Source organism: uncultured Marivita sp., from assembly GCF_947488135.1.
In the GTDB taxonomy this organism is placed as follows: domain Bacteria; phylum Pseudomonadota; class Alphaproteobacteria; order Rhodobacterales; family Rhodobacteraceae; genus Marivita.
The window spans coordinates 58,363-80,985 of sequence record NZ_CANKYW010000010.1; the positions used below are offsets into that span (position 1 = coordinate 58,363).

Annotated in this window: 19 protein-coding genes and 1 pseudogene; 10 read left to right on the plus strand and 10 right to left on the minus strand. The window is 62.0% G+C overall.

All coding sequences use genetic code 11. The features are described from left to right. Positions 1 to 563 precede the first annotated feature (563 nt). The 6 genes from dctP to Q1B16_RS19985 all read right to left on the minus strand — a co-directional run bounded on the left by dctP (position 564) and on the right by Q1B16_RS19985 (position 6,292). Positions 564 to 1,622: a TRAP transporter substrate-binding protein DctP gene (dctP, locus tag Q1B16_RS19960; RefSeq protein WP_299793349.1), complete on the minus strand. Its 1,059-nt coding sequence runs from the start codon at positions 1,620 to 1,622 to the stop codon at positions 564 to 566. 58 nt (positions 1,623 to 1,680) lie between these two features. Then, positions 1,681 to 2,970 carry a TRAP transporter large permease gene (locus Q1B16_RS19965; protein WP_299793352.1) on the minus strand — a complete coding sequence of 430 codons (1,290 nt, stop codon included), beginning with the start codon at positions 2,968 to 2,970 and terminating at the stop codon, positions 1,681 to 1,683. A gap of 5 nt (positions 2,971 to 2,975) precedes the next feature. Next, on the minus strand, positions 2,976 to 3,554 hold the full coding sequence (locus tag Q1B16_RS19970) for a TRAP transporter small permease subunit (protein WP_299793355.1): 579 nt from the start codon (positions 3,552 to 3,554) through the stop codon (positions 2,976 to 2,978). A gap of 71 nt (positions 3,555 to 3,625) precedes the next feature. Beyond that, positions 3,626 to 4,132: a flavin reductase family protein gene (locus tag Q1B16_RS19975; RefSeq protein ID WP_299793358.1), complete on the minus strand. Its 507-nt coding sequence runs from the start codon at positions 4,130 to 4,132 to the stop codon at positions 3,626 to 3,628. Between the two features lie 8 nt (positions 4,133 to 4,140). Then, entirely contained in the window at positions 4,141 to 5,028 is an 888-nt protein-coding gene (locus Q1B16_RS19980; protein WP_299793360.1) for an aldo/keto reductase, read from the minus strand. A gap of 109 nt (positions 5,029 to 5,137) precedes the next feature. After that, the gene (locus tag Q1B16_RS19985; RefSeq protein WP_299793363.1) at positions 5,138 to 6,292 is read right to left on the minus strand and encodes an LLM class flavin-dependent oxidoreductase; all 1,155 of its coding nucleotides are present in this window, start codon (positions 6,290 to 6,292) and stop codon (positions 5,138 to 5,140) included. Positions 6,293 to 6,376: 84 nt separating this feature from the next. Here Q1B16_RS19985 and Q1B16_RS19990 point away from each other — a divergent pair, with 84 nt between their 5' ends. From Q1B16_RS19990 to Q1B16_RS20015, 6 genes and pseudogenes are all read left to right on the plus strand, one after another. Then, entirely contained in the window at positions 6,377 to 7,078 is a 702-nt protein-coding gene (locus Q1B16_RS19990) for a GntR family transcriptional regulator (RefSeq protein ID WP_299793366.1), read from the plus strand. 37 nt (positions 7,079 to 7,115) lie between these two features. After that, entirely contained in the window at positions 7,116 to 8,207 is a 1,092-nt protein-coding gene (locus Q1B16_RS19995; RefSeq protein ID WP_299793369.1) for a Gfo/Idh/MocA family oxidoreductase, read from the plus strand. A 168-nt stretch (positions 8,208 to 8,375) separates the two neighbouring features. Beyond that, a complete protein-coding gene (locus Q1B16_RS20000; RefSeq protein ID WP_299793372.1) occupies positions 8,376 to 11,591 on the plus strand; it encodes an Ig-like domain-containing protein in 3,216 nt (1,071 codons plus the stop codon). Positions 11,592 to 11,699: 108 nt separating this feature from the next. Continuing rightward, positions 11,700 to 13,010, plus strand: coding sequence for a TolC family protein (locus tag Q1B16_RS20005; RefSeq protein ID WP_299793374.1), 1,311 nt, complete (start codon positions 11,700 to 11,702; stop codon positions 13,008 to 13,010). Between the two features lie 56 nt (positions 13,011 to 13,066). Then, positions 13,067 to 15,226: a type I secretion system permease/ATPase gene (locus Q1B16_RS20010; protein ID WP_299793424.1), complete on the plus strand. Its 2,160-nt coding sequence runs from the start codon at positions 13,067 to 13,069 to the stop codon at positions 15,224 to 15,226. Positions 15,227 to 15,228: 2 nt separating this feature from the next. Next, positions 15,229 to 16,399, plus strand: a pseudogene (locus tag Q1B16_RS20015) (HlyD family efflux transporter periplasmic adaptor subunit). 352 nt (positions 16,400 to 16,751) lie between these two features. Here the strand turns inward: Q1B16_RS20015 and dtd are convergent. The 3 genes from dtd to Q1B16_RS20030 form a co-directional block, all read right to left on the minus strand. Then, positions 16,752 to 17,195 carry a D-aminoacyl-tRNA deacylase gene (dtd, locus tag Q1B16_RS20020; RefSeq protein ID WP_299793377.1) on the minus strand — a complete coding sequence of 148 codons (444 nt, stop codon included), beginning with the start codon at positions 17,193 to 17,195 and terminating at the stop codon, positions 16,752 to 16,754. After that, positions 17,196 to 18,158: an acetyl-CoA carboxylase carboxyltransferase subunit alpha gene (locus tag Q1B16_RS20025; RefSeq protein ID WP_299793380.1), complete on the minus strand. Its 963-nt coding sequence runs from the start codon at positions 18,156 to 18,158 to the stop codon at positions 17,196 to 17,198. A gap of 76 nt (positions 18,159 to 18,234) precedes the next feature. Continuing rightward, a complete protein-coding gene (locus Q1B16_RS20030) occupies positions 18,235 to 18,831 on the minus strand; it encodes a LysE family translocator (protein WP_299793383.1) in 597 nt (198 codons plus the stop codon). Positions 18,832 to 18,905: 74 nt separating this feature from the next. Here Q1B16_RS20030 and Q1B16_RS20035 point away from each other — a divergent pair, with 74 nt between their 5' ends. The 3 genes from Q1B16_RS20035 to Q1B16_RS20045 all read left to right on the plus strand — a co-directional run bounded on the left by Q1B16_RS20035 (position 18,906) and on the right by Q1B16_RS20045 (position 20,190). Beyond that, the gene (locus Q1B16_RS20035; RefSeq protein ID WP_299793386.1) at positions 18,906 to 19,358 is read left to right on the plus strand and encodes an Lrp/AsnC family transcriptional regulator; all 453 of its coding nucleotides are present in this window, start codon (positions 18,906 to 18,908) and stop codon (positions 19,356 to 19,358) included. Between the two features lie 106 nt (positions 19,359 to 19,464). After that, positions 19,465 to 19,623: a hypothetical protein gene (locus tag Q1B16_RS20040; protein WP_299793389.1), complete on the plus strand. Its 159-nt coding sequence runs from the start codon at positions 19,465 to 19,467 to the stop codon at positions 19,621 to 19,623. Between the two features lie 81 nt (positions 19,624 to 19,704). Next, the gene (locus Q1B16_RS20045) at positions 19,705 to 20,190 is read left to right on the plus strand and encodes a lytic transglycosylase domain-containing protein (protein ID WP_299793392.1); all 486 of its coding nucleotides are present in this window, start codon (positions 19,705 to 19,707) and stop codon (positions 20,188 to 20,190) included. 146 nt (positions 20,191 to 20,336) lie between these two features. Here the strand turns inward: Q1B16_RS20045 and Q1B16_RS20050 are convergent, their stop codons facing one another. Further along, positions 20,337 to 21,299: an L-malyl-CoA/beta-methylmalyl-CoA lyase gene (locus Q1B16_RS20050; RefSeq protein WP_299793395.1), complete on the minus strand. Its 963-nt coding sequence runs from the start codon at positions 21,297 to 21,299 to the stop codon at positions 20,337 to 20,339. 259 nt (positions 21,300 to 21,558) lie between these two features. On the opposite strand from Q1B16_RS20050, the gene dgcN reads away from it, so the two are divergent. After that, a complete protein-coding gene (gene dgcN, locus Q1B16_RS20055; RefSeq protein WP_299793398.1) occupies positions 21,559 to 22,560 on the plus strand; it encodes an N-acetyltransferase DgcN in 1,002 nt (333 codons plus the stop codon). The last annotated feature ends 63 nt before the right edge of the window (positions 22,561 to 22,623 follow it).

The window sequence follows — 22,623 nt, forward strand, 5'->3', positions numbered from 1 at the left end:
TGGGTGAGGCAGGGGGAACCTCAGACCCTCTTCGGATATGGCAGAGATAAACCACGCCACTCGGCCGTCGGATTGCCCCTTCGCGCGTCGGCGATGCGCGGCACTTCCCAAGCGGGCGACCGAGCCTTCGAAGGCTCGGGGCACGTCTTTTCGAAAAGACGTGCCACCGCGCGGTGCATATCGAATGCGTTAACCCTCCATCCCCCATACCTCCCGCCACAAAGCGCTTTGAGCGGGAAGGGTCACTCCCATGCCGCGACACTACATGACACATCTCTCACATGCCGGAAGGCTGACCATGAGAGACCGGTTTCCGAACAGGCCCTGAGACCCAGGGTACAGGTCGCCCGTTGAATCGGGGATCGTTAGAGAACTGTCAGACCCATAAGGGCGGCGCCGCTTCTTCTCTGAAACACACGTCATCCTCGGGCTCGACCCGAGGACCTCATGCAAACCGGATCCTCGGGTCACGCCCGAGGATGACGATACGCTGTGCCTTGATTTCTCCAACGAAAAAGGCCCCGGAGTTTCCTCCGAGGCCCAGAACCGCGTGCAGTACGAGGTCAGTTCAGATCGGCCTCGTATTCTGCCGCAAGGTCCGCTTCGGCTTCCTCGACCGCCTTGGTCAGCGCGTCGAAGATTTCCGGGCCGCCTTCGACGTTCTCCTGGAACCAGTCGAACACCGGCGACGCCGCCTCGCGGAAGGCTTCTTTCTCTTCCGGTGTCGGCACATAGAGGTCCCCGCCACCGGCGACGAACTCTTCATAGGCCTGGATCGACTTGCGCTTCGGGCTGGCGAATGTCGCCTGTTGCAGCGCGTAGAACCCGTCCGCCACCACGCGGCGCAGGTCTTCGGGCATGGACATGAATTTCTCGTTGTTCATCACCCAGATCGCACCCATGTAGGCGTGCCCGTCCAGCGTGAGGTATTGCAGGCCCGCATCCGGGAACTTCATGCCCATGATGTCGGTGATGCCGTTCTTGGACCCGTCCACAACCCCGGTCTGGAGCGAGGTGAAGAGCTCGGGCCAGCTGATCGGGGTCGGCGACGCGCCCAGCACCTTGACCAGCTCTTGCGGCAGGTCAGCGACCACCGTGCGGATCTTGAGCCCTTCGAGATCGGAGGGCTGCGTCACACGGCGCTGCGTGTTGGCGAAGTTGCGCCAGCCGCCGGTGTTGCCGATGGTCATGATGCGGATCGTGTCACCGGAATCCTCGAGCGCCATGTCGCGCATCGTGCGGGTGAAGTCACCCGACAGCACATGCTCCGCCACGCGGTCATCCGACATGAGATACGGCAGGTCCAGCACCTGCACGTAGGGGAAGATCCCCGCAGCCCCGCCCGAGGTGGTCACGAATACGTCGATGGACCCGTCAGAGACGCCCTGCAAACACTCCGCCCCGCCAGAGCAAAGCTGCGTGCCGATGAAAAGCTCGACCGCGATGCGCCCGTTGGAGGCGTTCTCGACATGGTTCTTGAAGACGACCAGACCGTCGTAATCCTCGTCGTTCTCGTTCGAGTTGGCAGTCGCGCGGATGGTGAAATCCTGCGCCGCTGCGGTGATCGCGCTGCCAGCCAGCAGTGCTGCGGTCAGTGCCGCCGTTGTAAGACCTTTGAGCATTTGGTTCTCCCTGTTGCTTCTCGTTGGTCGGTTGCGCGGATCGTAGGATCCGCAGGTGTCAGTCCGCAAACCCCGTAAGGCGCGGGATGGTCATGGATATCTCGGGGATGAAGGTGATGAGGAAAATCACCACGATCTCGATGGCGAGGAACGGCAGAATCGCCTTGGAAATGGTCTCGACCCGTTCGCCCGAAACGCTGGAGGCGACAAACAGCACCAGCCCCATCGGCGGCGTGGCCAGGCCCACGGTCAGGTTCACCGACATGATGATGGCAAAGTGGATCGGATCGACACCAAGGTCCACGAAGATCGGACCGAGGATGGGTCCGAGGATGATGATGGCGGGGCCTGCGTCGAGGAACATGCCCACGACGAAGAGCAGCAGGTTGATCAGGAACAAGAGGATCAAGGGGTTCTCGGACAGCCCGAGAACGAACTCTGCGAGAATTTCAGGCGTGTGCGACAGCGACACCACCGTCTTGAACGCCATCGCGGCGCCAACCAGCAACAGCACCGTGGCCGAGGTCATCGCGGCGCGCATGAAGACGTCGGGCAGGTCCCTGAGCTTGAGCGTGTTCAGAACGAACATGCCGATGATGATGGCATAGCCCACGGCCACGGCGGCGGCCTCGGTCGGGGTGAAGACACCGGCCAGGATACCGCCCAGGATGATCACCGGCGTCATCAGCGGGAAGAACGCCTTGAGCGATGCCTGTCCCCGTTCGCCCCAGCTTGCCTTGGCGCGTGAGGCCGGAAAGCCATAGCGGTCGGCCTGTAACTTGACCATCAGCATCAGGCCCACCCCGACGAGGATGCCCGGGACAATGCCCGCGAGGAACAGCGCGGCAACGGACTCGCCCATGACGTAGGCATAGATGATCATGATGCCTGAGGGCGGGATGATGGGACCAATGACCGAGCTGGCAGCGGTGATCGCAGCAGCGAATTTGCGGGTGTAGCCTTCCTTTTCCATGGCCGGGATCAGCATGGAGCCGAGCGCCGAGGTGTCCGCCACCGCAGACCCGGACAGTCCCGCGAACAGCATCGAGGACAACACGTTCACATGCGCAAGCCCGCCCCGGAAATGGCCCATCATCGCCTGGCTGAATTCCACCAGCCGCATGGTGATGCCGCCCCGGTTCATCAACTCGCCCGCCAGCATGAAGAACGGGATCGCCATGAGCGGGAAAGAGGCCATGCCGTTATAGACATTGCGGTAGAGCAGGATCAGGTCGCGGTCCTGACCGTTGAGCCAAAGCAGAATGCCTGGTGCCGCGAGCATCCCGAAGAAGACCGGCAATCCGATCATCAGGAAGAGCAGGAACAGGGGCAGGAACCAGACCAGCATCAGGCTTACTCCACCGTCAATTCGGCATCATAGGCGGGGCGCAGACGGTCTTCCCCTCCGGCCAGCGTGATGAGATTGCGCAGGATCAATTCGATATTGACGACAAGGAGCAGCCAAAGGCCAATCACCAACGAAGCGATCTGCCAGGAGTTGGGCATCTTCACCCAGCCATCCGGCGTCGGGTATTTGAGAGACGCGCTTTTGAACTTGCCCGCAAGGCTGGTCATTTCGCCCAGCCCCATCTGCGCGCCGATATACAGCACCGCACCAGAGATCAGCAGCAGCACCAGCGCAAGAAATGCAGCGCCGCGTTTCGGTAGGGCAGAGGAAAGGACCTCGAGCGCCACGAACCCGCCGCGCCGATAAGCCGAGGGCGCAATGGCGGCGGTCATCCAGAGCATCAGGAAAATGGCCAACTCTTCGGGCCAAGGCAGGGCGTTGCCCAAAACGTACCGACAAAAGACTTGTAGAAGGATGGCGCAGACCATCAGGCCGATCGCGACAATCGCAATCCAACGCCCGATGCGCAGGACGATGTCGAGCGTGACCTCCAATGGTCTCAGCAGCCAAAGCAATATGGCCATGACTGGCCTCCTCCCGTGTCCCACATCGGCCTCCTCGCCGATGGCTCCGTTTATTGTGTTATCGGAGCGGTTTATGTCGGTTCAGTAAAGCCTCCGTAGCGTCCGCTGTAAAACAAAAGCGGGTCTCCGTCCCGCGACGTGACCTTGGTGACGCGTGCCACAACAATCGAATGGTCGCCGCCGTCATATTCTGCGGTCTTGGTGCATTCGAACCGGCTCAGGCAATTGTCCAGAAGCGGCACGCCATGATCGCCCACATGCCAGTCGAACTGATCGAACGGATTTCCGTCCCGCGCGAAGGCCTTGCACAGCCCGGCCTGTTCCGCAGCGACCACGTGAATGGCAAAGTGATCGGCGGCCATGAAGAACGGATACCGGCTCGAGGATTTGGCCGGCGACCAGAGCACCAGCGGCGGATCGAGCGAGACCGACGCAAAGCTGTTGGCGGTGATGCCCAGCGGTCCGTCGCCCGTGTCGCAGGTCACGACGGTGACGCCCGTGCCGAACCGGCCAAGCGCATGGCGATAGTCGCGCGCTGTGTCCAGCGTAGGTTCAAAGCTGTGCGTCAAGGCATTCATCGCTGTTCTCAGGCCACTTCATGTCCAAGGGCGTGTGTGTAGAGGTCAAACCAAGTCTCCCGGTCGATCTGGATTTTCGCAGCATCGCCGATGCGTGCGATGCGGTCCAGATTGTTGGTGCCGAGGACAGGTAGAATGCGCGACGGATGCGCCAAGAGCCAGGCGACCGCGACGGCGGCTTCGTCAACGCCGTGATCGTCACCGATCTTCTTGAGTGCAGCGCGCAAGGCGGCGTTCTTGCCGTCGAACAAGGCGCCACCGCCAAGCGGCGACCACGCCATTAAGGGCTGGCCGTTCTTCTGGTGGAAGGCGATGTCACCATTGGTGAAGGGCGCGTGGTGCAGAAGGCTGATCTCGATCTGGTTGGTGACCAGGGGGGATTTCATCGATGCCTGCAACAGCTCCCAATCCCAAGGGCGGAAATTCGACACACCCACCGCGCGCACCTTGCCCGATGCCACGACCTCGTCCAGGGCTGCACCGGTTTCGCAGGCATCCATCAACGGATCGGGACGGTGGATCAGCAGCAGGTCGATATGGTCGATCTTCATCAGCCGCAGCGAATGATCCACCGAGGACAGGATATGCGCGCGGGACGTGTCGTAGTGCTTGACCTTCGCATCCATGTAGCGGCCCACTGGGGCGACGATATCGCATTTGGTCACGATTTCGATCCGGTTGCGAAGATCTTTCGTGAGCGCGTTGCCCATGATTTCCTCAGCCTCATACCCGCCGTAGATATCCGCCTGATCCATCGTCGTGATGCCCTGATCGAGGCACGCGCTGATCTTGTTGCGGATATGCTCCACGCTGGTGTCGGCATCGTCGCCAAGCCGCCACATGCCGTAGACGAGGCGGCTCATTTCGAGGTCGTCGGTGAATGTGACGCGGTCCATGGTCATCCTCTCAAACTCTTGTAAATGATTTCGCAACCGCTCTCTGACAGATTCTTCGTAGAAGAATCTGGGCGCGCTCCATAAAATTCTGGGGAACGGCGCGTGGTCATCAGCGACGCTCCCCCGCGCCCAGCGGTGTCAGGGGGGTGCCGGTGGGCAGACGTCCATAGGCTTCGTTCAATTGCACTGTCTTCATCTGGGGCATCACGCGAGTGCCGAAGTGGCGGCATTCGTCAAGATGCGGATAGCCGGACAGGATGAAGGCGCGGATGCCCATCTTCTGATATTGCTCAAGTTCGGACAACACCTGATCGGTGGACCCGACCAGCGCCGCGCCGCAGCCTGACCGCGCGCGGCCCACACCGGTCCAGAGGTGCGGTTCCACGAACCCTTCCATATCCGCCAGTTCGCGGTTCTTGGCCTGATGCGATACGCCCAACGACCCGGCATCGAGCGCACGCTCGCGGATCGACTTGCCCTGATCGTCGTCAAGTTTGCTGACGATGTGCTGGGCGTATTCCCGCGCCTCGACCTCGGTGTCGCGCACGATAACATGAACGCGCAGCCCGTAGTCCAGCGTCCGGCCATACCGTTCGGCAACGGCGTTCACATCCTTCATGCGCTGCGCCAGCGCGTCCTTGGGTTCGGGCCACATCAGGTAGACATTGCAATGCTGCCCGCAGAGTTCCAGCGCGTCGGGGGAATAGCCGCCGAAATACAAAAGCGGTCCGTTCGTCTGGTAAGGAACCGCCGGGTCGGTGGTCAGGCCTTCGAAGGAGTAGACCTCGCCTTGATAGGTGATCTCACCTTGGGTCCAAGCCTGTTTCAGGATCTCGACAACCTCGCGTGACCGCTGGTAGCGGAATGTGCTGTCTGCCTTCTCGCCCGGAAAGTCGGACGAGATGATGTTTACGGTCAGACGCCCTTCCAGCATGTGATCCAGTGTCGCGATGGTGCGGGCCAGCATGATGGGCTGCATCTCGCCGCAGCGCACGGCTGCCAGCATGTTGATCTTTTGCGTAATCGGCGCGCAGCCGGCGACGAAGGACAGCGTGTCCTGACCGACCTGATAGGACGACGGGCACAGGATGTTGCGGAAGCCCTGCGCCTCGGCCTCTTTCACGATGGACGAACAATGCGCCCAGCTTGACCGGAGCTTGCCGTCCGGCACGCCGAGAAACTCGTAGTCGTCCGAACACAAAGCTGCGAACCAGGACACCTCGGCCGCGTCGAGGTCGGGAGAGGTGATCGGCACGATGGTCATAAGGTGTCTCCGGGGCGCATCATTTCCTCTTGCGTAGCACTCCCAAAAATGTAGATCAATAGTGTATCAATTCTGGTATCTGACATGTCCGACACTCACGCCCTGCCGAAATATGTCCAGATCAGCGAATTGCTGATCCGTGACATTCAGGCTGGCCGCTTGGTGGATGGCGAACGCCTGCCGCCCGAGCGGGACATGGCGGCGCAGCTTGGGATTTCCGTCGGCACCTTGCGCAAATCACTGGACGAATTGACGGCGCTGGGCCTGCTCGAGCGGGTGCAGGGCTCGGGCAACTACATTTGCGCACAGGAGGACGCGCAATCCGTCTACGCTTTCTTCCGGGTCGAACTGATCGAGGGCGGTGGGTTGCCCACGGCAGAGCTTGTGTCGGTGGATCGCCTGGTCAAGCCCGACGGCCTTCCGCATTTTGGTAGCGCGCCGGAGGGCCATCGCATCCGCCGGTTGCGGCGGTTGAATGGTGTGCCTGCCGTGCTTGAAGAGATTTGGCTGGACGGAGGTTTCGTCGACCGGATCGATGCGGAGGCTTTGCGGGAGTCGCTTTACCTCTACTACCGCGAGACGCTCGGGCTCTGGATCACCAAGGCGGTGGACAGGCTCGACCTGACAAGCGTGCCGGATTGGGCGCCTTCCGGCTTCGGCAAGTCGCCGGGCCAGCCCTGCATGCGCGCCACGCGGATCGGCTATGGGCCGGAAGGCACACCTGCGGAAGCCTCATGGAACTGGATCAACACAGACGTCGCGCGCTACGTCGCGCGCATCACCTAGGCCGCGCTAGGTCGCGCGCATCACCTGAAGGACAGCCATGACGATCATCAATTACGGCATCATCGGATGCGGCATGATGGGGCAGGAACACCTGCGCAATATCGCCCTGCTCGAAGGCGCGCGGGTTGCGGCGATCTTCGAGCCCGATGAAATCATGGCGGCCGCGGCCAAGGCGATCGCGCCCAATGCCAAGCTGGAGGCGTCGATGGCTGACCTGCTGTCGCGGGATGATCTGGATTGTCTGCTGGTGGCCAGCCCGAACCATTGCCACATCGACGCGCTGGAGCAGATCGCGGAACTGAACCCGCTGCCGCTTTTGATGGAGAAGCCGCTTTACACCGATCCGGCGGATATCGCGCGCGTCGATGCAATCGCGGCCAGCTATCCCGCGCCGATCTGGGTGGCGATGGAATACCGCTATATGCCGCCGATCCAGGTCTTCGCCGAGGAAGCACAGCGCGCCACCGGCGGGGTGAAGATGCTGACGATCCGAGAACACCGTTTTCCGTTCCTGCACAAGGTGGGGGACTGGAACCGCTTTAACCGCAACACCGGGGGCACTCTGGTCGAAAAGTGCTGTCACTTCTTCGACCTGATGCGCCTGATCCTTGAATCGGACCCGGTGCGCGTCACTGCGAGCGCCGGGCAGGAGGTCAACCACAAGGACGAGACCTATGATGGCCAGGTGCCGGACATTTGGGACAGCGCCTACGTCATCGTCGACTTCGCAAATGGCGCACGGGCGATGCTGGAATTGTGCATGTATGCCGAGGGCTCGAAATACCAGGAAGAGATCAGCGCGGTCGGTCCGAACGGCAAGATCGAAGCCTTCGTCCCGGGGCCGGGCCGGTTCTGGCCCACGCATCTGGGGGCGCCGCCCGTGCCGCAGGTGATCATCAGCCCGCGTCATCCGAAGGGGCCGCAGGCGGTCGATATCCCGGTCGATCCGACGATTCTCGAAGCCGGCGATCACAACGGATCGACCTTTTATCAGCACGCGCGGTTCCTTGAGCTCGTGCGCAATGGGGGCACGCCGGAAGTGTCCATCGGGGACGGTGCATGGGCTGTACGTATGGGGCTTGCGGCACAAAACGCGGCGGCGTCACAAACCGTGATCGACAGATTTTAGACACAGTTCGACCGTATTTTCCCCGCAACACTCTGCGGTGACGGGGGAAAAAGCGAATCATTTCCGCACTTCACGCTTTGCGGTTAACGATTTTTCGGCTAACTCCCGCTCAGAGCAATAATATGCCGAACCCGAAAACGGGCGGCTTTGAGGTAGAGCGGTGTTGTTATGAATGCGATTAATTTCGTTGTCCGTACCCGTACGGGTGCGATCGAGCGTGGTGTCGTTGGTGCTGAGGATCAGGGGTATCTGATCGACGCCGCTGGTGGCCGCGAAATCTCTCTCAATCTGCATCGAACCGATCTGCGCAGCTACGATCGCGCCGGGAACGATCTGCAGATCACACTCGCCGATGGGCGGGTCATCATTCTTGAAGACTATTTCGGCTCTGATGGGGCAAGCCGGTTGTTCCTCAGCACGGATGGCGTGCTGAGCGAGGTGGCTTTCGCACAGGGCGACGGCGGGACGCTGTTTGCGCAATACGCGGATGTCGCTGCCTGGGGCAAATGGAGCCCGGACGATTCCCTGATCTTCTTCGATCGCGCAGAGGTTGTCGCGGGCGATCTTGTCGCGGCCGACGATGAAGGTGGCGTGTCGATGCTGGCGGCCGGGCTTCTGGCCGGTGGCGGGATGCTGCCCTGGCTGGCGGGCGGCGCAGCCGTTGCCACGGGCGCGGCTGTTATCGGCGGCAACGGTGATGGAGGCGGTGACGGCGGCGGTGGCCTTGTCGGCAACGAGGGCGACAGCGGTGGCCCGAAGACCCCGACGGTGAACGACGGCGAATACGTGATCGGCGGCGACGGCCTGACCGACGACGACCGGACCATTCTTGTCAGCGGCACTGCCAACGAAGGGGATACCGTGATCGTCGTCATCGGCGACAAGACAGAGACCACGACGACAGGCTCTGACGGGACGTGGGAGGTGATCTTCACCGGACCCAATTTCCCGGCAGACGGCGAATACACCACCGACGTGACCGTGATCGGCGACGAAGGCGAAACCGTCCTTGTTGGACCGGACGTCATCATCGACACGAAACCCCCGGCGTTGACCATCACCAGCGGTACGACGGCGAGCGGCGAGATCATCACTGAAAGTGAATTCGACGGCGGCGCGACCGTCACCGGCACGACCGAGATCGGCGCTTCGGTCGTCCTGATCGCGGGCGGCGTGAGCCATGTCGCGGATGTCGACGCTCAGGGAAATTGGAGCGTGACGCTCAGCAGTTCGACCTTCGAACGCGGTGAATACGTGGAAAGCATCCGCGTCATCGCAACCGACAGTTTCAACAACTCGACCACCATCAATGACGGGATCGAGATCGACACGGTTTCTGGTGTGACCATCAACACCACGACCATCGAAACCGACGGCATCATCAACGCCGAAGAGCGGACCGACGGCGTTGACGTGACCGGCACCACCGATCCCGGATCGACGGTCCTGGTGGAGATGAACGGCTACACCCGCACCGCCAACGTCGACGCGCAGGGCAACTGGAGCGTGACCTTCGTCGCGACCGAAATCCCGGTGGGTGAACGGGACCTGACCATCAACGCAACCGCGACCGATGGCGTGGGCAATGTGAGCACCGCGTCAGGCGAAGTGCGGCTTGATACCTGGGTGCGCAATTTCGACATCACCAGCCAGGCCGGCGGTGCGGACGGTATCGTGAACGCCGAAGAAGCGATGCAGGGCATGACCGTCACGGGCACGACAGAGCCGGGCGCGACCGTTTCGGTATCGCTGGGCGGTGTATCGCGGTCGGCCAGCGTCGATGCGAATGGCAACTGGACGGTGACCTTCATGGCAGCCGAGCTGCCCGCAGGCGAACAGACCGCGATGCTGACGGCCAGTTCCACCGATCCGGCGGGCAACACCGCGGTCGAGACACGCAGCGTGATCTTCGACACCGATGCGGGCCTGCTCACGATCAGCCCGGAGCCGATCGAGACCGACGATATCGTGAACAATGTCGAAGCCTCCGATGGCGTGACCATCACCGGCACCTCCACCCCGAACCAGATGGTCGATGTGACGCTGGACGGTGTGAGCAAGACGGTTCAAACCGACGCCTCGGGCATCTGGCGCGCGAATTACCTCGCGGGCGAAGTGCGCGCGGGCGAATACGAAGCACAGATCACCGCGCACACAGTGGATGCCGCAGGCAACGAATTGACCCGGACGGACACCGTCATGGTCGACACCTTCGTGCGGAACTTCACGGTCAGCTCAAACCCCGTGACTGCGGACAATATCGTCAATAACGCGGAGCAGGGTCAGGGCGTGACCCTGACTGGTACCACCGAGCCGGGCGCAACTGTCACCGTTGTCATCGAAGGTGTGAGCCGCGCTGCGAACGTGGACTCGAACGGCAACTGGAGCGCGACCTTCTCGGGCGTCGATATTCCGGACGGCACGTACACGACGACCGCTCAGATCAGTTCCCAAGACCGGGCGGGCAACGTCGCAATGACGACCAAGACTTTCCAGGTCGACACCGAAGTGGTTCCGCTCACCTCGAACAGCCGTCCCGGCGGTGCCGATGGAGTGCTGAACGAAGCGGAATCTTCGCAAGGCTTTACACTGACCGGCCAGGTCGAACAGGGATCGAGCGTGGTGGTCACCATCGGTGGTCAGCAGATGAACGCACAGGTCAGCGCCGGTGGCGCATGGTCCGTGGCGGTTCCTGCGAGCCTGATCCCGATCGTCAACGGCGAAAACGTCGCCATCCAGATCGCGGCAACGGATCGCGCTGGTAACACGCGGTCGATCACCGAAAACATGACGGTGGACAATGTGGCGCCCGATGCACCGGACATGGTGGAAATCAGCCGGACCCAGGCACAGCAGGTCTCCGGCATCAGGCTCGCGTCCTCGGATGACGCGATCTCCATCGAACAGGTCAGTTCGTCAGGCGGAAACGGTGCTCCGGAATTGGTGTCCTTTGTCGAGACCGACATCGGAAATACCGGGCAAACAGCTTATTCGTTCAGCAATCCCGTGCCGGATGGATCACACCTCGTGGTCACGGCAACGGATTCTGCGGGCAATAGCTCGGGAACCTACATCGTCGTCGATAACTCGAAAACGGCGCAGGAAAACGTGACGCTGGCCGGGTCCATCGGCAATCGTGAAATCGACACGATCGACCTCGACTTCATCGACGGTGCGACGCTGACCATCACCGACGCGCAGATCGTGGCGATGACGGGTGAAGAGAACACCGTAAAGGTGCTCGGAAACAACGACGATGCGTTGCGCATTGTCGGCGCGACCCGCCAGGGCACGCGGAACGAAGATGGCGAGACTTACAATGTCTACGATCTTGGCGATTCGACCGTTCTGGTCGATGACGAGATCACCAACGTGACAATCTGAGCAAAAGGATCGTTCTGTTCGGGCCGTTGCGGTGACGGCCCGAGCCCCGACACAACAAAAAGCCAAAGAGGCGGGGGCTCATTCGACATGAGGAACACGACCAGGGCCATGGCAGGGGCAGTGCTTGCGGTAACGGCTCTCTCGGGATGTATGCAGGACATGGGGCAAGGAACCGTATCGCGGTTTCTTCAGGCACAGCCAGAGGCGGGTGTCGCAGACACCAGTGAGACCAAGACAGCCCAACCCGACGCGCGCACCTCACAAGACGCGTCTCCCATCATTGCAACGCTGGCGGCACGCCAAAGCGTACTGACGCCGGGATCGCCCTATGCAGAAGTGGCCGCCGGTGTTCTGGCCGCCGATGCGCGTGTGGCCGAGGCCGAATTGCACGTGGCGCAACTGCGCGCCGAGGCTGCGTCAAAGAACTGGTGGCCGACGATTTCACCACGTATCACACTCACCTCGCTTGGCGATCTGGTGGCCGATCTGGTCATCAACCAGGTGCTTTTCGATAACGGCCGCAAGAAGGCTGAACGCGATCTGGCCAAGGCCGACGTGGAACTGGCCGCTGTCGCGCTGTCCGAAAGCAGCAATGACCGTGTCTATGACGGCCTGGTCCTCTACCTTCAGGCTGAAGAAGGCCGGGCGGCTGCCGATCTGTACGGTCAGGCACTCAAGGACATGGGCCAGTTCGAATGGGTCATGAACGAGCGTGTCAAAGGCGGCGTGTCCGATTTTTCCGATCTCAATGTCCTGAAACAGAAACTGGCCGATCTACGCGCGCGCGATGCGGCGGCGCGGGAAAAGACCACGCGGGCGATGGCCGAATTGAACGCCCTGTCCGCCGTGCCCTTGTCCGATCAGCGCGGGCTGCGTGGTATGGGGGCGACTGCAACCGACACGTCGCTCGACGTGCTCCGCGCCATGGTCGAACGGGACCGCCAGATCGCGCAGGCGCGGATCGCCCGTGCCGACCACCTGCCGGGCCTCTCGGCGGGCGGAAGCATCCGCAATGGCGGCGATGGGCTGGCGCTGAGCGTGAACACCGAACAGATGCTTGGCATCGGCACCGGCGCGTCGCTTCAAGCCATCGAGGCCACCAAGATCACCGCCGACCGCAAGGTGACCGAGGCGCGAGACATCGCGCAACGCGGCATCGACGCTGATCAGCGCGCCATTGCCGCGTTGAAACGGCAGGCGGCGGAAGCGGAAGGCCTGACTGCGCAGGCCAAGACCAATCTCGACCTGTTCCAACGCCAGTACGATGCGGGCACGCGGCAGGTGATGGATGTGGTCAGCGTGTATGAGACTTTCCTGCGGGCGCTTGAAAAACAACTCGACCTGAAATTTCGGGCCGCCCGCGCCGAGCTGGATGCAGCCAAGCGCCTGGGCGTCCTCGCGGATGGAGCGAAGATTTGAGCGGCGTCAATAACATCACCCTGCTGTCGGGACGCGCCAAAGACGCCGTTCTGCGCATGGTGCCGCAGGGGATCAAACCTGCCAACGAACCCAAACGCGCCCCGCGCTATTCCGACCGGGTGCGCGCCCGGACCGAACTGATCCGCACCTATGCGGGCCGTCTTGGCCTGACCACGGTGGCCGCTGACATCGTCGAGGCGATCAGCCTGCATCAGGACGGCGACGGCATGGTCGGTGAAGATGCCCTGGTCGCAGGGGCCAAAGCCGCCGGGCTTCTGGCGCAAGGGTTGCATGTGCCGCGCCCGACGCCCGATCACTGGCCGGCCATCGCGTTGATGTCGAACGGTCAGGCGGTGCTGGTCCTCGGGCAGGACAGCATGACCCTGTCGATCTGGGACGACAGTGCCAGGGACAAGATCGAGCGGGTCGATGTGGCCGAGTTCGCGCCCTATTACAGCGGTGTGCTGATCCGCGGCGAAGCCCCGGTTCAAACTCTGGTCGACACCCAAGCCGATACCGGCGACACGGCGCATTGGTTCTGGGGCAGCTTCTCCAATTACAGCCGCCAGTTCGGCGAAGTGGCGCTTGGGTCTTTCGTGGCCAACGTGCTGGCCCTGTCGGTCGCGCTGTTTTCCTTGCAGGTCTATGACCGCGTGATCCCGCACCAGTCCTCGGCAACGCTCTGGGTTCTGGCCATCGGCGCCGCGATGGCGCTTATGCTCGAGGCGTTTCTCAAGGTCGCACGGTCAACGCTGCTGGATGGGGCGGGACGGCAGATCGAAACCGGGGTGCAACAGACCCTGCTGAACCGGCTGTTGGGAATGCGGTCCGATGCGGCAGGACGGTCGCCGTCGCAACTCTTTGCCTCCATGCGCGAATTCAGTTCGGTGCGCGAATTCTTCACCGCAGGCACGGTTGGGGCGCTGGCCGACATTCCGTTCATCGTGCTGTTCCTGCTGATGGTCTGGTCCATCGCGGGCAGCGTCGTCTGGGTGCTGATCGCCGGTGCGGTCCTGATGGTGATCCCGGGGTTCTTCCTGCAAAAGAAGATGATCCGCATCACCCGCGAGATGCAGGGCGCGTCGACCAAGCAATCGCGCCTTCTGAACGAAACCGTGACCGAGCTCGACACGATCAAGACCCAACGCGCCGAAGACCGGTTTGCCCGCCAGTGGGAAGAGCTGACATCGGTGCAGGCGCTGAAATCGTCCGAACAACGCCGCCTTGCCGCCGCGCTGACCTTCTGGAGTCAGGGCGTGCAGCAAGCCACCTATGTGGGTGCGGTAATCGCGGGCACTTACCTTGTCTTTGCCGGCGAATTCACCGTCGGGTCCATCATCGCAGTGGGCATCCTGACCTCGCGCACACTGGCCCCTCTCACGCAGCTTTCGGGCATCATGGCGCGCTGGGGCAATGTGAAGGCGGCCTTGGATGCGCTGGATGGGATCGCCGATCTGCCGCAGGATCGCAGCGACAGCCGCAAGTACCTGCGCCGCGAACGGCTGACCGGCAAGTTCGAGCTGCGCGAAGTCAGCTTCCGCTACGATGCCGAAAGCCCGGCGGTTCTGGATATCCCGAGCCTCGTGATCCAACCCGGTCAGACGCTGGCCATTCTAGGGACCAACGGATCCGGAAAATCGACATTGCTCAAGCTGCTGTCGGGTCTTTACGCGCCGACCTCGGGGTCGATCCTGATCGACGGCACCGACATGAACCAGATCGACATGCGCGACCTGCGCCGGTCGCTGGGATATCTTGGGCAGGACGTGCGGCTGTTTCACGGCACGCTGCGCGACAACCTGAACCTCAACATGATGGAGCGCGACGATGACCGTCTGTTCGCGGCGCTCGATTTTGCCGGGCTTGGGCCGTTCATCAAGGGGCATCCGCTGGGCCTCGACCTGCCGATCCGCGACGGTGGAGAAGGTCTTTCGGTCGGGCAGCGACAGTCGATCGGCTGGGCGCGGCTGTGGTTGCAGGACCCGGACATCTGCCTTCTGGATGAACCCACGGCGGCGCTGGACCAGACGCTTGAAAAGACGCTGATCTCGCGGCTGGAAAGCTGGTTGGCGGACCGCACCGCGATTGTCGCGACACATCGCGTGCCGATCCTGGCACTCGCCGACCGCACCAGCGTTCTGGCCTCGGGACGGCTGGTGGTGGACGGGCCGCGCGATCAGGTGCTCGATCACCTGCGCGCCGGACAGGGGGCATAGTCGTGGCGGTCAGCACCACCGATCTTTCCGCACAATTGGGCCGACGCCTGCGCGGACCGTCGATGATCATCTGGCTGTCGGGAGCGGCGGTGTGGCTGTTCATCATCTGGGCGGCCTATGCCTGGATCGACGAGATCGTCCGCGCCGAGGGTGAATTCATCTCGACCTCGCGCCCGCAGATCATCCAGAACCTCGAAGGCGGCATCCTGTCCGAGCTTCTGGTCAAGGAAGGCGACGAGGTGATGCAGGGCGACGTGCTGGCGCGGCTTTACGGCACGCAGTTCCGGTCGTCGGTGGATGATCTCGAAGACCAGATCACCGCGCTCGAAATCCGTCGCCTGCGGATCGAGGCCGAGATGGAAGGTCTGGTCCAATTCGACATCCCGCAAGAACTGCGCGCCCGCAGCCCGGAAATGGCGGCGTCGGAGCAGGCGCTTCTGGCGGCACGGCAGTTGGACTTCACTTCGCGCCACGACGGCGCGCGCCGGGTGTTGGAGCAAGCCGCGCGCGAGAAGGAACTGATGGAGAACCTGCTCGACAAGAAGGTCGTGGCCCTGATCGAGGTGACACGCGCGCGCAAGGCCCATGCCGATGCGCAGATCAAGATGGACGAGATCATCACCCAGACCGAACTGCTGCGCGCTCAGGAATATTCGGAAACGCTCAAGGAACTGGCCACGTTGCGGCAGAACCTCCGCGCCAGCCAGGACCAGTTGAACCGCACTGTTCTGGTCAGCCCGATGCACGGCGTTGTCAACAAACTGGGCGTCACGACCATCGGCGGCGTGGTACGCCCGGGCGAGGAGATCTTGCAGATCATCCCGCTTGGCGAAGAACTTTATGTCGAAGCCAAGGTCGCCCCCGAGAACATCGCGGGCATCCGCCCGGGACATCAAGCTGTCGGCCTATGACTTCACCGTCTACGGATCGCTGAAAGGGCGTGTCGACGTGATCTCGGCCGATACGTTCAAGGACGAACGCCGCCCCGAAGCACCGGCGCATTACAAGGTGACGGTGCGGGTTGACAAGACGTCCCTGACCGACCGTCAGCGGCATCTGGAAATCCGCCCCGGCATGCAGGCGAGCGTGGAGTTGCACACCGGCGAAAAAACCGTGCTGCAATACCTTCTCAAACCGCTCTACAAGTCCCGCGTGGCCCTGCGCGAACCATAAGGACATGCCGGGCTGCGCCCGTCATGGCAGGGTATCTCGCCTGCGGCTCGGGCGCTTGGGACGTGACGCAAATGATGGTGTTGCTCCGGTGGTGCCGGCGTGATTGCATATTTGTAAAAAGAAGAAGCATCAGGTTGTGCATCGGCTTTAACCCGCAATTAACTCACACCGGTCATGTTACAGAAACGGTATAGGCAGGCATGCCGATGACCGTAAATGGAGAAGCCCCGGGCCAAGGTCGACCAAGAGCCTCGCTCGCACAGGGCACCTTGGCCGGGGTGGACGCCATCCCCTGCTTCTTCTTTTTTCAAATATGCAAAAGCGAGGGTAACACCAGAACAGGCACTCGGGATCAGTCCGCCGTATCCATCCAGATCGTCACCGGACCATCGTTCAGCAGGCGCACCTTCATGTCCGCGCCGAAGCGCCCCTTGGCGACCGGGATGCCCTGTGCCGCCAGCTGATCGGCGAAATACTCGTAGAGACGCGCGCCGTCCTCGGGAGGGGCGGCTGTCGAAAACCCCGGGCGGTTGCCGCGCGAGGTGTCTGCGGCCAGGGTGAACTGGCTGACGACAAGGGCGCTGCCGTCGATATCCGTCACGGATCGGTTCATGCGTCCGTTGTCGTCCTTGAAGATGCGCAGTTTGGCGATCTTGGTGGCGAGCTTGTCGGCCTGTGCTTCGGTGTCGCCCTGCATGGCGCAGATGAGGATAAGAAGACCCGGTCCAATTTCGCCGAGCGTGTCGCCATCGACGGTGACCGAGGCTTCGGAAACCCTTTGGATCAGGGCGCGCATCTACGCCGCGAGGCCTTTGCTGCCGATGTCGAGGAACTTTTTCCGGCGGTGGGTGATCAGAGATTTCGGCTCCATGTGCGACAGGTCCTTGAGCATCAGGCGCAGCGCGTTGCCCACCGCCTGGATCGTCTCGTCGCGCCCGCGATGGGCGCCGCCCAAAGGTTCGGGGATCACCTGATCTGCCACGCCAAGGTTAAGCAGATCCTGTGCCGTCAGGCGCAGCGCCTCGGCGGCTTCGCGCATCTTTTCGGCGTCTTTCCACAGGATCGACGCGCAGCCTTCGGGCGAGATGACCGAGTAGACCGAGTGTTCGAGCATCGCCAGCCGGTTGGCGGTGGCGAAGGCGACCGCTCCGCCGGAGCCACCTTCGCCGATGACGATGGAAATCACGGGAACGCCAACTTGAAGGCATTTTTCGGTCGAGCGGGCGATCGCTTCGGACTGGCCGCGTTCCTCGGCGCCCTTGCCGGGATAGGCCCCGGGGGTGTCGACGAGGGTGATCACCGGCAGTCCGAAACGGTCGGCCATATCCATCAGGCGCACGGCCTTGCGGTAGCCTTCGGGGCGGGCCATTCCGAAATTGCGCTTCAGGCGGCTTTCGGTGTCATGGCCTTTTTCATGGCCGATCACCACAATCGGTTGGTCGTCGAAACGCGCGAGGCCGCCCATGACGGCGTCGTCATCGGAAAAGTTGCGGTCGCCGGCCAACGGCGTGTATTCGGTAAAGAGCGCCTCGATATAGTCTTTGCAATGTGGGCGTTCCGGGTGACGGGCGATCTGGCATTTGCGCCAGGGCGTCAGCTTTTTGTAAAGATCCTTGAGCAGGACGCTGGCCTTGGCGTCGAGCGCGCGGGCTTCGTCCTCGATATCCATCTCGTCGTTCTTGCGCGCCATGGCGCGGAGTTCTTCAGCTTTGCCTTCGATCTCGGCCAGCGGTTTTTCAAAATCGAGATAGTTTGTCATGGTCAGCAATCGCCCTGTTGCCTGCGGCTGGCGGTTTATATGGCCGTATGGGCGAGGATTTGCAACGAGATCGGGCTCAGGTCCAGATCACCGGGATCAGGGAGGCCACCAAGAGGCCGGCCATCGCCCAGTTGAACACGCGCAGGCGGTTCGGGCGGTTGAGGATGCGGCGAAGCTGCTGGCCGAGGATCGTCCAGCTGGTGGTCGAGATGCAGCCCATCGCCACATAGGTGCCGGCGACCCAGAGCACCGCGGCCAGATCGCGCCCGGCAGCGTAGAGCGTGATCGCGCCGAGGGCCATAGACCAGGCCTTTGGATTGACCCATTGGAAGGCGGCGGCCTGAAGGAAGGAGAAGGGCTTGCTATCAGCCTTGGGAGCGCCGTCGGGCGGCGCCGCATTTGCGATGCGCCATGCGAGGTAGAGCATGTAAAGCACCGACAGCACCTTGAGGATGGTGTAGGACAGCGGCCAAAGATCGAAGATCTGCATTACACCAAGGCCCACAGGCACGATCATCATCGGGAATCCGAGACCCACGCCGAGCATGTGCGGGATCGACCGGCGAAAGCCGAAATTCGCGCCGGAGGTCATCAGCATCAGGTTGTTCGGCCCCGGCGTGATCACGGTGACGAGGGCGAAGCCGGCGAGGGCGAGGAACAATTCAGGTGTCATGTGGCGCAATATGTGCGTTGCTGAGCGCGCAAGGGTTGTGTTTTTGCGTCTTTGAGAGGCAGTATGCGCAACAAATGAGTGATCTTGATCAGATTGACAGACAAATATTGCGTGTCCTGATGCAGGATGGGCGGATCAGCAACCTCGCTTTGGCGGACCGGGTGGGATTGTCGCCGTCGGCCTGTCTGCGCCGGGTCAGCGCGTTGGAGCGGTCGGGTGTCATCACCGGCTATCGTGCGGTATTGAGTCCCGAAAAGACCGGGGTGGGGTTCGTCGCGTATGTGACTGTCGGTCTCAGCCAACACACCAAGGCCGCCCAAGAGGCCTTCGAGCGCGCGATTTCGCGCAGTCCCGAAGTAAAGGAATGTCACAACATCACCGGATCGGTGGAGTATCTGCTGCGGGTCGAGGCGGCGGATCTTGCGGCGTACAAGCATTTCCACACCGAAGTGCTGGGCGTGCTGCCGCAGGTCAATGCCATCACGTCTTACGTTGTCATGGGCTCGCCCAAGGATGACCGCGCGTAAGCCATGCAGTGCCCGCATGGCGAGCCTGTCCATTCCGGGCTGGTATCCCCGGTCGGTGAGCATAGGTTGTCGGTCAAGGGAGGGACAGAATTACAGGAGTTGTCCCATGACACAGAAAATGTCGCAGAACGCAGCGCCGGTCGCACCCGAAGAGGCCCTCCGCCTGCTGAACGAAGCGTGGTCCTATTACACCCCGATGCCCCGGCTCGTGACCGCGCGCAGTGGTGAGCCGTCTCCGGTGATCGAAGAATACTACGCCGCCTGACGGGCACCGACATGGGCAGAGCTTTGCCGATGCCGATTTCCCGGGATTGCCTTGCGGCGGCGTTCGTCGCAAGGCTGGCGCATGAGACATTTGCGCCTTTCCTCACTGGTTCTGTCCGTCGCTGTTTTCCTGGCCGGGTGCGCATCTGCACCGGTGGAAGAAACGATCTCGACCCGCAACCTTTATCCTAACGAGACACCGGAACTGCGTTCGCTGATCGTGGAGGCGGCGCAGGAGAACGAGGTGCCCGTTTCGCTGGTTCAGCGCGTGGTCATCCGGGAAAGCACCCATCGCCCCGAGGCCCGCAATGGGCCGTATTTCGGCTTGATGCAAATCCTGCCCGCCACAGCGCGCTCCATGGGGTTTCGCGGTCATCCCACCGACCTTCTCGATGCGGAGACCAACCTCCGATACGCGGTGCGCTATTTGCGTGGTGCGTGGCTTGTCTCGGACGGGGATGAGGCGGAAGCCGTGATGTGGTATGCGCGCGGGTATTATTACGAAGCCAAACGTTTGGGGCTTTTGGACGAGACCGGCGTCCATGGGCGCAAGTCCTGGCCGGAGTGACGTTAATCTTTTGCTAAGATGTGTTTGAGAATCTTCGTTCGAAGATTCTTGGCGCGCCCCATAAAATTCTGGAACTGGTGATCAGGTAAAGAAGGCCAGCGCGACATTTTGCGCGGGCCTTTTTACGCGGCTGAAACCGACCGGTTTCAGTTGGTGGCGGCGATCATCTCGGACTGGCGCACGATCACCTCGGCCTGCTTGATCGACGCGATGTCAACGAGGCGGCCTTTGTAGACCGTGGCGCCTTCGCCTTTCGCCTTGGCTTCATCCATCGCGGCAAGGATCTCGCGGGCTTCGGCAACGGCGGCGTCGGACGGGGTGAAGACCTCGTTGGCGAGGGCCACCTGCTTGGGGTGGATGGCCCATTTGCCGACCATGCCAAGGGTTGCCGACCGCAGCGCCTGGGCGCGGTAGCCTTCATCGTCGGAGAAATCTCCGAACGGGCCATCGACAGGTAAGACACCATGGGTGCGGCACGCCGCGACAATGGCGGTTTGCGCCCAATGCCAGGGATCGGACCAGTGTTTTGCCCCGTCGTGCAGCATGTAGTAGTTTTCCTGCGTGCCGCCGATGCCGGTGGTCTGCATTCCCATCGACGCGGCGAAATCTGCGGCCCCGAGGCTCATCGCCTGAAGGCGCGGCGAGGCGGCGGCGATTTCTTCGACATGGGCGATGCCGGCGGCGGATTCGATGATGACTTCGAAAGCGATGCGCTTGGTCCGGCCCTTTGCGGCCTCGATGGCGCTGACAAGCGCGTCGACAGCGTAAAGATCTCCGGCGCATCCCACCTTCGGAATCATGATCTGGTCGAGCTGCTCCGGCGCCTGTTCCAGCAGGTCCACCACGTCACGATACCAGTAGGGCGTATCAAGCCCGTTGATCCGCACGCTGAGCGTTTTGTTGCCCCAGTCGATATCGCCGATGGCTTGAATGATGTTGGCGCGCGCGCTGTCCTTGTCAGAGGGTGCGACGCTGTCTTCAAGATCGAGGTTGATCACATCCGCATCCGACTTGGCCATCTTCTCGAAGATCGCCGGACGCGAGCCGGGGCCGAAAAGCTGGCAGCGGTTCGGGCGGGCGGGCGGTGTGGGCTGAATGCGAAAGGACATGAGGCGCCTCATTGTAAGGAAATTGCGTTTTCTGCTGCCATCGGGTTATGAAATTGCGTGACTTTCTGCAAGTGCATTTTGCAGCTGCGAAATCATGCTGCCGTGCAGCGCGATTGCCTCGTGCAAGCTTCTTCGAAGAACGGTCCATTCGGCGCAAAAATTTTGTGCAAGCAGCTGCTGTGTCGTCGGTTGATGCGATGTAATTCAAATGCGAGGCTGTCATCTTCACGGACAGAATTTCGAATTGCAGGGGGCCACGATGATCGAAACACCATATCTTCTGTTTCTGGGCGACGCGCCGGACGGGTTGGCCGCGAAAGTGGCGCAGGGGATCAAGGATTGGCGGCCGGAGAACTGTGTCGGGCAGTTCCGCATGGACGGTTGCAAGGCCGATCTGGGGCTCCCGGACATGAGCTTGGCCGAGGCCAAGGCCGCCGGGGCGAAGACGCTTGTCGTCGGCGTGGCCAATCGCGGCGGCAAGATCAGCCAGGCGTGGAAGAAGGTTCTGGTGATGGCACTGGAGGAAGGGTTCGACCTTGCCTCGGGGCTGCACAACCTGTTGCGCGATGAGCCGGATCTCGTGGCCGTGGCCGAAGCGACGGGGCGCAGCTTGCATGACGTACGGGTGCCCGAGGTGGAGTACCCGATCGCCGACGGGGTCAAGCGCAGCGGCAAGCGTGTGCTGGGCGTCGGCACCGATTGTTCGGTGGGCAAGATGTATACCGGGTTGGCGCTGGACAAATCCCTGCGCGACCGTGGCATGAAGAGCACCTTCCGCGCGACGGGTCAGACCGGTATCCTGATCACCGGAGACGGGGTGCCGCTCGATGCGGTGGTTGCCGATTTCATGGCCGGCTCCATCGAATGGCTGACGCCGGACAATGACGCCGACCATTGGGACGTGATCGAGGGGCAGGGTAGCCTGTTTCACGTGTCCTTTTCCGGCGTCACTCTGGCGCTGATCCATGGTGGGCAGCCCGATGCGCTGATCCTCTGCCACGAGCCGACGCGCACTCACATGCGCGGGCTGCCGGGCTACGATCTGCCATCGCTCGAGGCGCTGCGGGATATGGCATTGCCCCTGGCGAAGATCGCCAACCCGGATTGTGTGGTTGCGGGCATTTCGATCAACACGCAGCATATGGGTGAGGCCGAGGCGGTGGCGTATCTCAAGGAGTTGGAGGATCGCATGGGTCTTCCTGCCGTCGATCCCTACCGACATGGGGCTGACCGGCTGGCCGAGGCTCTGGCGGCGCTGTGACGGCCCTTGACGCGGCACCCGTGGGGGCGTTGCGTGTCCGTATTTGGAAAGAGAAGAAGCAGG